14 protein-coding genes are annotated in these 14661 nt (G+C 57.2%); 4 read left to right on the top strand and 10 right to left on the bottom strand.

The annotated features are described in order from the left end of the window. Positions 1-9: 9 nt before the first annotated feature. From F6Y09_RS06075 to F6Y09_RS06065, 3 genes are read right to left on the bottom strand one after another with little or no spacing between them, the layout of a single operon-like run. Positions 10-849 (bottom strand): thymidylate synthase, encoded by an 840-nt coding sequence (locus tag F6Y09_RS06075; protein ID WP_152206049.1) that lies wholly within the window; start codon positions 847-849, stop codon positions 10-12. Next, a complete protein-coding gene (gene lgt, locus F6Y09_RS06070; protein ID WP_152206048.1) occupies positions 846-1634 on the bottom strand; it encodes a prolipoprotein diacylglyceryl transferase in 789 nt (262 codons plus the stop codon). Before lgt ends, F6Y09_RS06075 begins: the two co-directional genes overlap by 4 nt. Before the next feature lie 15 nt (positions 1635-1649). Further along, positions 1650-2444 (bottom strand): sulfite exporter TauE/SafE family protein, encoded by a 795-nt coding sequence (locus F6Y09_RS06065; protein ID WP_152206047.1) that lies wholly within the window; start codon positions 2442-2444, stop codon positions 1650-1652. A gap of 135 nt (positions 2445-2579) precedes the next feature. Between F6Y09_RS06065 and F6Y09_RS06060 the strand changes: the two genes are divergently transcribed. Then, complete coding sequence (locus tag F6Y09_RS06060) at positions 2580-3383, top strand: NRDE family protein (protein WP_152206046.1); 804 nt, start codon at positions 2580-2582, stop codon at positions 3381-3383. On the opposite strand, the gene F6Y09_RS06055 is transcribed toward F6Y09_RS06060, so the two are convergent. Further along, entirely contained in the window at positions 3331-3891 is a 561-nt protein-coding gene (locus tag F6Y09_RS06055; RefSeq protein ID WP_152206045.1) for a PilZ domain-containing protein, read from the bottom strand. The genes F6Y09_RS06060 and F6Y09_RS06055 overlap by 53 nt on opposite strands. A 150-nt stretch (positions 3892-4041) precedes the next feature. Here F6Y09_RS06055 and F6Y09_RS06050 point away from each other — a divergent pair, with 150 nt between their 5' ends. The 3 genes from F6Y09_RS06050 (at position 4042) to dxs (ending at position 7237) form a co-directional block, all read left to right on the top strand. Further along, entirely contained in the window at positions 4042-4290 is a 249-nt protein-coding gene (locus F6Y09_RS06050) for an exodeoxyribonuclease VII small subunit (protein ID WP_152206044.1), read from the top strand. Then, entirely contained in the window at positions 4290-5186 is an 897-nt protein-coding gene (locus F6Y09_RS06045; RefSeq protein WP_152206043.1) for a polyprenyl synthetase family protein, read from the top strand. The genes F6Y09_RS06050 and F6Y09_RS06045 overlap by 1 nt, the downstream gene beginning before the upstream one ends. A gap of 98 nt (positions 5187-5284) precedes the next feature. Then, complete coding sequence (gene dxs, locus F6Y09_RS06040) at positions 5285-7237, top strand: 1-deoxy-D-xylulose-5-phosphate synthase (protein ID WP_152206042.1); 1953 nt, start codon at positions 5285-5287, stop codon at positions 7235-7237. Here dxs and ribA read toward each other — a convergent pair. From ribA to secA, 6 genes are all read right to left on the bottom strand, one after another. After that, on the bottom strand, positions 7213-7827 hold the full coding sequence (ribA, locus tag F6Y09_RS06035) for a GTP cyclohydrolase II (protein WP_152206041.1): 615 nt from the start codon (positions 7825-7827) through the stop codon (positions 7213-7215). The genes dxs and ribA overlap by 25 nt on opposite strands. Positions 7828-8050: 223 nt before the next feature. After that, on the bottom strand, positions 8051-9061 hold the full coding sequence (gene moaA / locus F6Y09_RS06030) for a GTP 3',8-cyclase MoaA (protein ID WP_152206040.1): 1011 nt from the start codon (positions 9059-9061) through the stop codon (positions 8051-8053). A gap of 1 nt (position 9062) precedes the next feature. Next, positions 9063-9539 (bottom strand): cyclic pyranopterin monophosphate synthase MoaC, encoded by a 477-nt coding sequence (gene moaC, locus F6Y09_RS06025; RefSeq protein WP_152206039.1) that lies wholly within the window; start codon positions 9537-9539, stop codon positions 9063-9065. A gap of 47 nt (positions 9540-9586) precedes the next feature. Then, a complete protein-coding gene (locus F6Y09_RS06020; RefSeq protein ID WP_152206038.1) occupies positions 9587-10552 on the bottom strand; it encodes a Nudix family hydrolase in 966 nt (321 codons plus the stop codon). Beyond that, a complete protein-coding gene (gene argJ / locus F6Y09_RS06015; RefSeq protein ID WP_152206037.1) occupies positions 10533-11750 on the bottom strand; it encodes a bifunctional glutamate N-acetyltransferase/amino-acid acetyltransferase ArgJ in 1218 nt (405 codons plus the stop codon). Before argJ ends, F6Y09_RS06020 begins: the two co-directional genes overlap by 20 nt. 107 nt (positions 11751-11857) lie before the next feature. After that, positions 11858-14599 carry a preprotein translocase subunit SecA gene (gene secA, locus F6Y09_RS06010; protein WP_152206036.1) on the bottom strand — a complete coding sequence of 914 codons (2742 nt, stop codon included), beginning with the start codon at positions 14597-14599 and terminating at the stop codon, positions 11858-11860. Positions 14600-14661: the final 62 nt, after the last annotated feature.

Below are 14661 nucleotides of genomic sequence, written 5' to 3'. Positions count from 1 at the left end.
TACAGAGACTCAGATCGCAATCGGGGCCTTGATCGGCAGGTATGGCTCGTAACCTTCAAACTCAAAATCTTCCAACTCGTATTCAAACACCGACGCAGGTTTGCGCTTGATCTTCAACGTTGGCAACGGACGCGGCTCACGGTTGAGTTGTTCAAACACGATGTCATCAGTGAGGTGGTTCTGATAAAGATGGCAATCACCGAAGGTGTGTACAAACTCTCCCACTTCCAGATCACACTGCTGCGCGATCATGTGTGTTAGCAGGCTGTAGGAGGCTATGTTAAACGGTACACCCAGAAACAGGTCGGCACTGCGCTGGTACAACTGGCAGGATAGCCGACCGTCAGCAACATAGAACTGAAACAGGCAATGACAGGGAGCAAGCGCCATCCGGCCCGCTTCAACATTGGCCTGGGGGCTGACGGATTCGTCCGGCAGCTCTGCCGGATTCCAGGTCGACACAATCAAACGTCGGGAATTGGGCTTGGTCCGGATCTGATGAATAACCTCCTGTATCTGGTCCACCACATCGCCATTCGGACACTGCCAGCTACGCCACTGCTTGCCGTATATCGGGCCGAGATCACCGTTCTCCAGCGCCCAGCCATTCCAGATACTGACTTTGCGTTCCTGCAACCAGCGGTTGTCGGTAGAGCCCGTCAGGAACCAGAGCAGCTCGTAGATAATGCTACGTAGATGGATTTTCTTGGTGGTTACCAGCGGAAAGCCGTCAGCCAGATTAAAGCGGATCTGACGACCAAATACCGAGCGGGTGCCCACTCCGGTGCGATCCCCGCGGTCCATACCGTTATCGACTACATCTTTCATCAGGTCCAGGTAGGCTTTCATCTGACATCTCTCCTGTATGCAAACACAATCATCGCCAGCCCCACCAGTATCATCGGAAAGGATAACACCTGCCCCATGGTGAGCCAGTCAAAGGCCAGGTATCCCAATTGCGGGTCCGGCTGGCGGAAAAACTCCACAACGAACCGGAAAACGCCATAAAGCAGCAAGAAACAACCACTCACTGCCATTCGCGGTCGGGGTTTCGATGAAAACCACCAAAGCAGAATAAAGAACAGCACACCTTCCAGGGCGAATTGATAGAGCTGGGAAGGGTGTCGCGCCAGAGCGTCCTGGGCTTGCGGAAACACCATACCCCAGGGCACGTCGGTCGGCTTACCCCATAGCTCTCCGTTAATAAAATTGCCAATCCGACCAGCTCCCAAACCCACTGGCACAAGAGGCGCGACGAAATCGGCAATCTGGAAAAAACTACGACCAATTTTACGGCCGAACCACCAGAATGCCAGCATCACACCGATCAGCCCACCGTGGAACGACATCCCGCCTTCCCAAACCCGCAGCAACCAGAGCGGATCACCAAGAAACTGATCAAAATTGTAGAAAATCACATAGCCAAATCGGCCCCCGAGTATCACCCCGAGAGCTACGTAAAACAGCAGGTCACCCATCTGTTCCTCGGTGACGGGCGAACCAGGCTTGCGAGCTCGCAGGCGTCCCAGCCACCAGCCCACCAGAAAGCCAACCAGATAGGTCAGGCCGTACCAGTGAATTTTTAGCGGGCCAAGGGAGATGGCAACCGGATCGAATTCAGGATGACGAAGCATAATCAGACTCTCAGTTCAGATCAGAAAACGGATGCCAATCACGATCAGCAGCATAGCGAAAATACGTTTCAATAACAGGGCGTCGATCCTGTGCGCCAACGCCGCCCCGAGGGGCGCAAACAACACACTGGCAACAGCAATCACCAGTAGCGCCGGCAGGTAGATGAAGCCAACACTGAACTCTGGCAAAGCCGGGTGCTGCCAACCGGTTACCACGTTCGCCGCCGCGCCCGCCGCCGCAATGGGTAAACCGCAGGCGGCAGCGGTTCCAATGGCATGTTGCATGCGGACGTTGCACCAGCTCAGAAACGGCACCGTTAACGTGCCACCACCGATACCAAAGATAGCCGACACCCATCCAATACCTGCGCCCACTCCGGCCAGTCCCAGTGAGCCCGGTACGGAGCGACCGGGTCCAGGTTCCGCGTTGAGCAGCATTTTAACAGCCACCAGGATGACAAAGATTCCGATGATCAGTTCCAACGCCGAACCGGGTAATAGAGAAGCGGTCCAGGCACCTGATGCGGCGCCGGCAAGAATACCAAGAACCATCGGCCGGAAAATATCCCAGCGCACCGCTGCCCTGAAATGATGAGAACGAATCGAACTGATGGATGTAAAAATAATAGTCGCCAGAGACGTCCCGACGGCCAAATGCGGGGCAATGCCCACTGCCAGGTTCTGCCAGTCAAAGCTGACAATCAGCACCGGAACAATGATCAGCCCGCCGCCAATGCCGAAAAGTCCCGCAAGCAGGCCAGCGAACGCCCCCAATATCAGGTAAAGTCCGGTCAGTAGCAGCAGTGTCATGGACGTTTACGCCAAGCCAGAATAAAGCCGCTATGATACACAAGCGCTGGCGGGATTATCACCACTGTGGGCCATCCTGGAGAGCCCTGTTCGTCGCACTGCGAGGCATCCTGCGTTAATCAGAAGGTAGAGCTTATGTGTCTGATCGTATTTTCCGTGGGTTGCCACCCTCAGTTTCCACTGGTGGTGACCGCAAACCGGGACGAGTTTCACCAGCGGCCAACGGCGCCCATGCACTGGTGGGGGGAACCCGCCGTTCTGGCCGGCCGGGACCTGGCCTCCGGCGGTACCTGGCTTGCGGTGTCAAAAACCGGGCAGATCAGCGCCGTGACCAATGTCCGCGAAGGTGGTGCGGCGCCCAAAAGTGTCTCCCGAGGCGCCCTGCCCCTGATGGCACTGACCGAGTCCTCGTCACACGTCGAACAGTACCTGCAACGATCGGGGCAGGACTATGCGGGTTTTAATCTTATCCATGTCACTGCCGCGGGCGGGGACTATTATAGCAACCGGGACACCTCGATTCGCCGGAATCTTCACCGTGGATTGTACGGCCTGAGCAATCATCTGCTGCAAAGCCCATGGCCGAAACTGCTGAAATTACGGGATTCCATCGGGCAGACCCTGGCACAGAGCGATTGTCACCACACTCGCCAGTTACATGATGTGCTGATTGAGCAAATGCAGGATACCCAGCCGGCGCCGGACCATTGCCTGCCGGACACGGGCGTGGGGCTCGAACTGGAACGCATGCTCTCCTCCCCGTTTATTATCGGCCGGGAATATGGCACCCGGGCCACGACCGTGGCCACGGTCGACGTCGCGGGCACGGTGATGGTGACTGAACAGTCCTGGGGCCCGGAAGGGCGCGACGACGGGCAGCTTCAGTTCAGTTGGGCGGCGGGTTGCGGCGCTGGCGAAGAGTGCGGGACTGGACACTGAGGATGTGGCGGATAAGGCGTTCCCGGTCACTCTCCGGGAGTTCCTCAAAATCAGTCCGTAGACAGTAGCCAGCCTCAATGGTATCCGAACTGAGCACTTTCACGATGGCACTGAAATGCTCCGTTTCCGGGAAGAACAGCAGGTCTATCCGGAGGCGCTCACCAGTTTTTACCCACTCATCCACCTCGAACGCCAGACCGCTGGCGCTGATATTGATATCCATCGGGTTCAGGGTAGCGTCATCGGGATACTCTTTCAGATCGAGGGCAGACATGACCATGGCAAGTTTCTCGTTGATCAGCTTCGCCACGTGATGGGTCCGGGGTGATTGCTCCGCCAGAGCGGACAGCTCATGGGCCAGTTCCCGGTCAAGAGCCGCCAGCCGATTGTGGAGCGACAACCTTGCCTGCGCAGATGCCACCGCTGCGTCGTCCCGCAAACGGGCGTATCGCAGAGCCACCCGATCAGTCACCCGGTAGAACTGACGTCGGTCTTCACCATCCCACATTGCTGACTCCTGATTTGTGCTGGCGTCACTTGAGTCGTGTTACAAACTGCTCATCTACAGGATAGCTGAATCGGCGCCAGGCAGTCTGTTTACGCTACCGGCTCTGTTATACTTCCGCCCAAACCGTGCAACCACCGGAGGTCCAACACCATGGCCGAACAGACAAGCTCGATCTCGGACTTTGAAAAGTCGCTCAATGAGCTGGAAGCCCTGGTCCGAGATCTGGAACAGGGCGAGCTGTCTCTGGAACAGTCACTGTCGGCCTTCGAGCGGGGGGTCAAGCTGACCCGCGAGTGCCAACAGGCCTTGAAATCGGCCGAGCAACGGGTTGAACAGCTGATCCAGCGTGATGACGGTGAACTGGAGACGCGCCCCTTCCATCCGGATGCCTCGGTCTGATGCTTCCATTTACACCCGATGCCAGCTTTATCGACCGGTGCCGAACGGAAGTTGATGCCGAACTCGAACGGCGACTCGGTTCCGGCGACCAGGCCTCAAAAACGCTTCAGCAAGCCATGCTATACAGCGTACTCGGGGGCGGCAAGCGCATCCGTCCGTCTCTGTGCATGGGTGCCGCCCTGGTCGTGGGCCAGACCGCACAGAAAGCCCGGGTGCCGGCCTGTGCCATCGAACTGATACACGCTTATTCGTTGGTTCACGACGACCTGCCTGCGATGGACAATGACGAATTGCGTCGGGGCCGGCCAACTACTCATATCGCTTTTGACGAGGCCACCGCGATTCTCGCGGGCGATGCCCTTCAGAGCCTGGCATTTGAATGGCTTTCCCTGGCACCGGAGCTGACCGACCAGACCAGGCTGCTCATGATACGAGAGCTTGCCAAGGCCAGTGGCCACCAGGGCATGGTCGGCGGGCAGGCCATTGATCTCGACGCCGTCGGCCAGACCCTGACCCTGACCCAGCTGGAAACCATGCACCGCTTGAAGACCGGCGCACTGATCGAGGCCAGCGTGCGTATCGGAGCGCTCACCGATGCCAGTATCGACGACGCTACATTGGAGCACCTGACCACTTATGCCCGCGCACTCGGGCTCGCTTTCCAGGTTCAGGACGACTTGCTTGATATCGAGGGCGACACTCAGGTGATGGGTAAACCCAAAGGCTCGGACGTTGCCCGGGCCAAGCCCACTTACCCGGCTTTGTTGGGCGCCGAGGGTGCCCGGATGCATTTGGCGCAGTTACTGGACGCTGCACTGGAGAGCCTGACGCCTTTCGGCACCCGGGCTGAAGCCCTCAGAGCCATGGCGGGATTTGTGGTAGCGCGTAATCATTGACTCTTCGGGGGTGCTTTCGGTGTGAAACTACCCCCTTTAGTCCTCTATAATACGAGCTGTCACCATACAGCCGAATTTTCTGGAAAAGACCCGAGCGGATGCAGGATACATATTTATTCAAGGAAATCCCGGCGCAGCAGCCCAACACCCCGTTGCTCGACCGGATTGAGACACCAGACCAGCTTCGCTTGTTGCAGGACGATCAACTGCCGCAACTGGCGAGAGAGCTGCGTTCATTTCTGCTGTGGTCCGTAGGCCAGACCGGCGGCCACTTTGGTGCGGGCCTGGGCGTGCTGGAACTGACGATTGCATTGCATTATGTTTTCAACACACCCGACGATCGGCTGGTATGGGATGTCGGTCATCAGGCCTACCCTCACAAGATTCTGACCGGGCGTCGCAATCGCATGTCGTCCATACGGAAAAGGTCCGGTCTTGCAGGCTTCCCCAAGCGCGCCGAGAGCCCCTACGATACCTTTGGCGTGGGGCATTCAAGTACCTCCATCAGTGCGGCTTTGGGTATGGCCATTGCCGCTCGCATGCAACATATACCCCGTAAATGTATTGCCATAATCGGGGACGGGGCCATGACAGCGGGCATGGCCTTCGAAGCACTCAATCATGCCGGTCATATTCGCGCCGACCTGCTGGTTATTCTTAACGACAACGACATGTCGATTTCCCACAATGTCGGTGGGCTCTCGAATTATTTTGCCAAGCTTCTGGCCAGTCGCACATACAACCAGGTTCGCGATAGCAGCAAACGCGTACTGCAGGCAAGCCCGAACCTGATGGCGCTGGCCAGGAAGACCGAAGAACACTTCAAAGGCATGATCTCGCCAGGAACATTATTCGAAGAGCTCGGTTTCAACTATATCGGGCCAATCGACGGCCATGATCTTCCGCTGCTGGTGGAAACCCTGCAGAACATCCGGGAGTTGGACGGGCCCCAGTTTCTGCATGTGGTCACCAAGAAGGGCAAAGGTTTCGATCTGGCAGAGGCCGATCCTATCGGCTACCACGCCATCAATAAGATCGAACCGGTACCGGCTGCCAAACCCGCTCCCGTGCCCAGCGCTCCCAAGCTGCCCAAATACGCCAACGTATTCGGCCAATGGCTGTGTGATGTAGCGGAACAGGATGAGCGCGTAGTCGGCATTACCCCTGCAATGTGCGAAGGCTCTGATCTGGTGGCTTTCAGCCAGCGTTTTCCGGAGCGTTATTACGATGTCGCCATCGCCGAGCAACATGCCGTTACCCTGGCAGCAGGGCTGGCGTGCGACGGTGGCAAGCCGGTAGTCGCCATTTACTCGACGTTCCTGCAACGAGCCTATGATCAACTGATTCATGACGTGGCGATCCAGAATCTGGACGTACTTTTCGCTATCGACCGCGCCGGCCTGGTCGGTGAAGACGGCCCGACCCATGCCGGAGCCTTCGATCTCAGCTATCTCCGCTGCATTCCGAACCTCGTCATTATGGCGCCGTCCGATGAAAACGAAACCCGGCAGCTGCTTCAAACCGGTTTGACTTTCGAGGGCCCGGCTGCGGTTCGTTATCCCCGGGGCACAGGCCCCGGCGCGACTATCCAGCAGGCACTCACACCGGTTCCAGTCGGCCAGGGCCGCCGCGTTCAAGACGGCAGCGGAGTTGCCATTCTGAACTTCGGCACCTTGCTGCAGTCTGCCCTGGAGGCGGCTGATGCACTGGGAGCAACCGTGGCGGACATGCGGTTTGTAAAACCCCTGGACCAAGCTCTGATCCGTCAACTGGCCAAGAGCCATGACTTGCTCGTGACCCTGGAAGAGAACGCCATCGCCGGTGGTGCGGGTAGTGCTGTGGCGGAGTATCTGAATGCTGAAGGCATTGTAATGCCAGTGCTTCAGCTTGGCCTGCCGGATCGTTTTATCGACCATGGCAAGCACGCGGAATTGTTGGCGGAATGTGGTCTCGACGGGGCAGGGATACAGACGTCAATAGAACAACGGCTCGGGTTGATCAAGCAACAGCAGAGCTCCGGCCCTGCTCACATTGCGATATCGTCGTCCTGATGGGTTTCCATCCAGTGACCTAACTTGCTTTGCTTGGTATCGAGATAGTGTTCGTTATGGGGATTACGCCCCACGTGTAACTGCACCCGCTCAACAATTTCAATACCCAAGGCTGTCAACGCATCCACCTTACGGGGATTATTGGTCATCAGCCTCAGGCTCTTGATGCCAAGGTGCTCGAGCATGTCACGACACATGGTGTAGTCCCGGAGATCGGCCGCAAAACCCAGGCGCTCATTGGCCTCAACGGTATCGGCACCCTGGTCCTGCAAATGATAGGCCCGGATTTTGTTCAACAAGCCGATACCCCGCCCTTCCTGGCGCAGATACATCAGCAGTCCCCGGCCTTCCCGGGCGATGCTGCGTAGAGCTTCCTCCAGCTGGTACCCGCAATCACAGCGCATGCTGTAAAGAGCGTCTCCTGTCAGGCACTCGGAGTGGGTACGGGCGAGCATGGGCTCTTCGCTGTCGAGCGCACCGAGCGTGAGGGCAATGTGTTCCTTACCGGTCCCGGGTTCTTCAAACCCGTGCATATCAAAAACGCCGAACGGCGTCGGTAGTCGGCAAGTGTCGACGTAGCGAACGACCACGGAAGTACCTCGTATTAAATTTGTAAGCGGCGCATTTTAGCAGAACAGGGCTACTGCGCGTAGCGAGATGATCATGCCATCCTGGCCGGGTTTTGTTACAGAGTGAATTACGAAGGCAAGACGCATTCAGCTCGCTTTTCATTGAAATCCAACAGCGTTACAGGGAAAACCCGCTCCACGGGAGTTCCCGGACCTGCCCGGCGCCTGCGCCAGGTCTCTCGCCCTAGCCACCGGTGGCACTCATGAAGCGCAGTATCTGGGGTTCATCGTTCAGATTAAAATGATGCTTTTCGGGTTTGATTAACATTGCCTCATGCAGGGCTGTTTGTACCCTGGCGTCCACCGAAACCTGGTCGGAGGGACCGTTTCTGAGAATCGTCCGTAAATCCAGCGAATGTTCGTTGCCCAGACACAACAGCAAACGGCCTTCTGTCGTCACCCGTACGCGATTGCAGTCGCCGCAGAAGTTGTGACTGTGCGGGGAGATAAACCCGATCCGACTGGCATGGCCGGGGATCTGAAAATAGCGTGACGGCCCTCCGGTATCATCGGCCACTGACTCAAGGGCGTAGCGGGAGCGAATCACTTTCCGGATGTCATCACTGGAGAAAAAGGCACTGGCACGATCGTGCTCGGTGATGACGCCCAGGGGCATCTCCTCAATAAAGCTCAGATCAAGCCCTTGCGCCAAAGCATAATCCACCAGCGGCCGCACTTCATCATCATTGCGGCCCCTCAACACCACCGCATTGAGCTTGGTGTGCTGGAACCCTGCACGCTGAGCGGCTTCAATCCCCGCCATCACCTTACCCAGCCGGCCAGTTCGGGTGAGCTCATGAAAACGCCCCTCATCGAGGCTGTCCAGGCTGACATTGAGGCGATCCACACCTGCAGCTTTCAATGGCTCGGCCAAATCCTGCAAACGGCTACCGTTGGTGGTCATACACAGCTCCCGAAGCCCGGGCAAGGCACTGAGCTTTTTCGCCAGGTCAACAACTCCTGGCCTCACCAGGGGTTCGCCACCGGTCAGACGGATTTTGGTGACACCACAGGCCACCAGATTGCGGGCCAGCGTTTCAATTTCTTCCAAGGAAAGAATCTGGGATTTGGGCAGGAAAACCATGTCTTCCGACATGCAGTACACACAGCGGAAATCACAACGGTCAGTCACCGAGATTCTCACGTAAGTGACGTGTCTTCCGAAATTGTCGATCAACGGGGCCGTGCGGGTCATCTCACACCGCCTGCCAATGACCGCTGCGGCCACCTGTTTTTTCCAGCAACCGGACCGACTCGATAACCATTCCCCGGTCGACCGCCTTGCACATGTCATAAAGCGTCAGCGCCGCAATACTTGCTGCTGTCAAGGCTTCCATTTCAACACCGGTCTGACCCGACAGTTTGCAGCGGGCTTCAATTCGAACGGCCGCTGGTTCCAACTCCGGGCTGAGCTCGACCCTGACCGATGTGAGATTCAGTGCGTGACAAAGCGGAATCAGATCATGGGTTTTCTTGGCCGCCATAATCCCGGCAATCCGGGCCACGGCAAGCACATCGCCCTTGGGGTGCTGACCGTCTACAATCATGGCCAGGGTTGCCGGCGCCATGATAATCCTGGCTTCAGCTCTTGCTTCTCGCTCGGTTTCCGCCTTGCTGGTGACATCCACCATTCGGGCTGCGCCTTTGTCATCCAAGTGCGTCAATTTGCTCACGGAATCTCCAGATTAAGGTCTATAAGCCAGCATAGCAGAAACCGGTGTCACCACCAGTTCCCGATGCCTGCGATACCCTGCGCACCCCTGACCCTTGCTTGCTCAAGATGGCCATTGGCCATCCCGCCCAAGGCAAAAACCGGCACCTTGGCAGCCATCACAAGCTCCTGGAAACGGCGCCATCCCAGCGTGGAAGCCCCGGGGTGGGACAGGGTAGGCGCCACCGGGCCAAGCGTAACAAAGTCCGCATCCAGTTGGGTCGCCTTGGCGATCTCTGTTTCATTGTGACACGATACTGCAAACCACTGATGTGCTGGCACGGGTCGCTCGGAAAGGTGCCGGGCTTGCTCCCAGCTCAGGTGAATGCCCGCCGCCGACACACCATCCGGTAAATCAGCTCGACCGTGCAGCATCAACGACGTACCAAAGTGCTGGCACAGTTGTGATGCCCGTCGTGCAAAATCTGCATAGGCGATCGCATCCAGCCAGGGTGCTCGCAACAATATCATCGCCGGGCGATGCGCGCACAGCTGACACTCAAGGCGTTCCAGACCTGAACTGACGCTCCTGAAAGCTCCGGTGATGCTGTACTGTTCAGGCAATCTCAATGCCCGGATAATCGGCCGATTGGCGGCCGGGAAATCCTCATCGCGCAACTCTTCGACGGTACGCCAGCTCACCATTTGACCTTCCCGGCCCTCGGGCTCACCCAGCACGCCATCAGTCGTCCCCCAGACATCCAGGAAAACGCGTTTGTCACCGTAATCGTGCCGAATCCCGATCAGTGGTCTTAAAGACTGCGCCGGCACGTCAAGCCCGGTTTCTTCAGCGATTTCCCGGATCAACGCATGCTGGACGGATTCACCAGGCTCTACCTTGCCGCCGGGAAACTCCAGCAATCCGCCCTGATGAACATGATCAGGCCTGCGGGCAATCAGTACCCGGTCTTGCCGCCGGATTACGGCGACCGCCACGTGCACCTCTCGACAGGAATCAGGTCCGGTATTCGGCATTAATCGTCACGTAATCGTGGGAGAAATCACAGGTCCACACCCGTTCATGAACATCGCCCCGCTTGAGGTCAATGCGAATGGTAATCTCCTGCTGGCTCATCACTGCCTTGCCGCGGGCCTCACTGTAATCCTCTGCCCGGCCGCCCTGGCGGACCAGACAAACGTCATCCAGGTGAATTTCAATCGTATCGAGATCCAGATCCGGCACCCCGGCACGGCCGACAGCCGCCAGAATCCGCCCCCAGTTGGGATCAGAGGCGAACAGAGCCGTCTTCACCAGTGGTGAGTGGGCGACGGTATAGGCTACATCAAGTGCTTCCTGTTGCGTGCCGGCACCGCTGACCTCAATGGTTACGAACTTGGTGGCGCCCTCTCCATCCCGCACGATGGCATGGGCGAGGGTCATGAATACGTCGTTCAGGGCAGCCCGGAAGTCAGCCAGATATGGGCTTTCAGAATCTATCTCCGGGGCATCCGACTGGCCGGTTGCGATCAGGATACAGGCGTCGTTGGTGGAGGTATCGCCGTCAATGGTAATACGGTTGAACGATGCTTCCCCCAATTCCGACACCAGCGCCTGGAGCAACGCCGGCTCAACCTTCGCATCGGTCGCAATGAAACCCAGCATGGTAGCCATGTTCGGACGAATCATTCCGGCGCCCTTGCTAATGCCGGAAATCGTTACCGTCTCATCGCCCAGCATTAACTGGCGGGAGGCGCCCTTGGGCAGGGTATCGGTGGTCATGATCCCTTCTGCAGCCTCTGCCCAGCGCTGCCCGGCAAGCCCTTCAAGAGCTGCGGGCAAAGCCCCGGTGATCTTGGCCACTGGCAGTGGCTCGCCGATTACACCGGTGGAGAACGGCAACACCGCAGCGTCAGCAACACCCGCTGCCGTCGCAAGAGCCTGGCAACACGTTTCTGCATCCGTCAGGCCCTGGCGGCCGGTGCCCGCGTTTGCGTTGCCGGTATTAATCAGCAGATAGCGAGGAGCGGCCTGCGAAAGGTGCTGCCGCGTAACCGTAACCGGCGCCGCACAAAACTGGTTGCGCGTGAATATACCCGCGACCCGGCTACCTTCAGCCAGCTCAAAAACCACAATATCCTTGCGGCCCGGCTTTTTGATCCCCGCACTGGCTATCCCCAGCCTGACGCCCCGCACAGAAAAAAAGTCAGGTAATGGACCCAATCCTACCGCCATGGTTTAACTCCTTCCGTATTCGCACATTGCCGACCCAGCCGGACGCAAAAGCCCGCAGCCTGAGCGTCAGGGTGCGGGCTGTGAGATTATCGCGCAGTCAGCTCCGATTAGCTGATCTTACCGCAACACTGTTTGTACTTTTTCCCGGAGCCACAGGGACATGGTTCGTTCCGCCCCACCTTACGCTCCTGCCGGACAAAGGTGTCTGCCACATTGCTTTGGGCGCCCGCGCCATTTTCGCCCTCGCCTTCTTGCTGCGAGGTAGCATTGGTCTCGTCGTGACGCATGCGGGCCGCCGCCAGCTGCCGATCCAGCTCTTCTTTACGGCGCTGTTCAACCTCTGCCATTTCTTCCCGGGTCTGAACTTTGACATGGCAAAGTACCCGGATGACATCCCGTTTCATGGTGTCCAGCATGGACTCAAAGAGGTTGAATGCCTCGCGCTTGTATTCCTGTTTCGGGTTCTTCTGAGCGTAGCCACGCAGGTGAATGCCGCGTCGCAGATGGTCCATGTTGGACAGATGCTCTTTCCATAAAGTATCCATGACCTGCAGGAATACCTGCTTTTCGAAGTTGCGCATGGGCTCTGCCCCGACAACCTCTTCTTTGGTCTTATAATCCGTCACAATCTCATCAAGAATGCGCTGCCTGAGGTTTTCTTCGAACAACTTGGAGTCTTCATCCAGCCATTGCTGAATGGGCAGCGTGATGGCCATCTCGGATTGCAGCTGCGCTTCCAGGCCAGCGACATCCCACTGTTCGGCAATACTCTGAGGCGGAATGAACTCGGTGATCAGCGCATCCACCACATCTTCGCGGATCGACTGAACTATCTCGGAAATATCTTCCGACGACATCACTTCATTTCGCTGCTCATAAATGACGGTACGCTGATCGTTCGCAACGTCATCGTATTCCAACAGTGTTTTACGCATGTCGAAGTTGCGGCCTTCGACCTTGCGCTGAGATTTTTCAATGGCGTTGGTGACCATGCGATGTTCGATGGCCTCGCCCTTTTTCATCCCCATCGCCTGCATGATGTTCTTGACCCTGTCAGGGGCAAAGATCCGCATCAGATTGTCTTCAAGAGAGAGGAAGAAACGGGAAGAACCCGGGTCACCCTGACGGCCAGCGCGGCCACGAAGCTGGTTGTCAATCCGGCGGGATTCGTGCCGTTCGGTACCGATTATATGAAGGCCACCGGCATCCAGTACCTGAGTGTGCCGCTCGGTCCAGGCTGCCTTGATCTTGGCGACGTCTTCTTCGGTGGGATTTTCCAGTCCGGCGACCTCGAATTCCCAGTTACCGCCAAGCACAATGTCCGTACCGCGACCCGCCATATTGGTGGCGATTGTCACGGCACCGGGACGGCCCGCCTGCGCAATGATCTGAGCTTCACTCTCATGCTGCTTTGCGTTGAGAATCTTGTGATCGATCTTGGCTTTCTTTAACAGCATCGACAACAATTCCGACGCCTCAATCGACGCGGTGCCCACCAGGATCGGTCGACCTTCGGCGGTCGCATCCTTGACTTCGTCAATGATGGCGTGGAATTTTTCTTCCTGGGTGAGATAGATCAGGTCGTTATAATCGATGCGCTGGATGGTCTTGTTCGGGGGGATGACCACGACGTCCAGCCCATAAATCTGGCGGAATTCGAACGCTTCCGTATCCGCTGTTCCGGTCATGCCGGCGAGCTTGTTGTACAGACGGAAGTAGTTCTGGAATGTGGTCGATGCCAACGTCTGGCTTTCGGCCTGAATATTGACCCCCTCCTTCGCTTCGATCGCCTGATGCAGGCCCTCGCTCCAGCGCCGGCCGGGCATTGAACGCCCGGTATGCTCATCAACAATAACGACCTGGTCGCCCTGAACAATGTAGTCCACGTCTTTCTGGAACAAGTGATGTGCTCGCAGCGCCGAATGGACATGGTGCAGCAGGCTGAGGTTGGTAGCGGAATACAGATTCTCGCCTTCCTTCAGCAAACCACGCTGCGACAACAGTTCCTCCACTTTTTCATGGCCGGATTCGGTAAGGTCCACCTGCCGTGTTTTCTCATCAACAGAGAAGTCGCCTGTTGGGTCCCCCTCTTCCGGCACTTCACCTTTCTCCAGGCTTGGCACCAGCGCATTGATTTCACGATAAAGCTTTGAGCTGTCTTCAGCGGCGCCGGAGATAATCAACGGCGTTCGGGCTTCGTCAATCAGAATAGAGTCCACCTCATCGACTATGGCGTAGTTCAGGCCGCGCTGGACTTTCTCTGCTGTGCTGAAGGCCATGTTGTCGCGAAGGTAATCAAAACCGAATTCGTTGTTGGTACCATAGGTGATGTCAGCGCTATAAGCATCGCGTTTTTCCTGAGTAGACTGGCCAGCCACAACGACACCAACCTGCATCCCCAGGAACCGATAAAGCTTACCCATCCATTCGGAGTCCCGGCGGGCCAGATAATCGTTCACCGTTACCACATGAACGCCCTTACCCGACAACGCGTTCAGATAAACCGACGCAGTCGCCACCAGGGTTTTACCCTCACCGGTTTTCATTTCGGCGATGTGGCCTTCGTGTAGCGTAATGCCGCCAATCAACTGGACATCAAAGTGCCGCATCCCCAAGGTGCGGCGACTGGCTTCACGAACGGTCGCGAAAACCTCGGGCAACAGCTGATCCAGCGTTTCCCCTTCGTCCAGACGGCGGCGGAATTCAGCAGTCTTGCCTTGCAGCTCGGAGTCCGACAATCCGCTAAAAGTTTCCTCAAGCTCATTGATTCGCGCTACAACTTTCCGCATCCGTTTAATTTCGCGCGCGTTTTTACTGCCGAACATCTTCGTTACAAGCTTCGTGAACATAGACCACTGCTTCTTTGGTTATCGATAGTCACATCGTCAATGGCGACGAGCGCACGTCTCGG

The sequence above is a fragment of the Marinobacter changyiensis genome (assembly GCF_009193265.1).
Lineage (GTDB): Bacteria > Pseudomonadota > Gammaproteobacteria > Pseudomonadales > Oleiphilaceae > Marinobacter > Marinobacter changyiensis.
The sequence above is the reverse complement of the archived record's forward strand: the minus strand, read 5'-3'. Positions and strand labels throughout refer to the sequence as shown.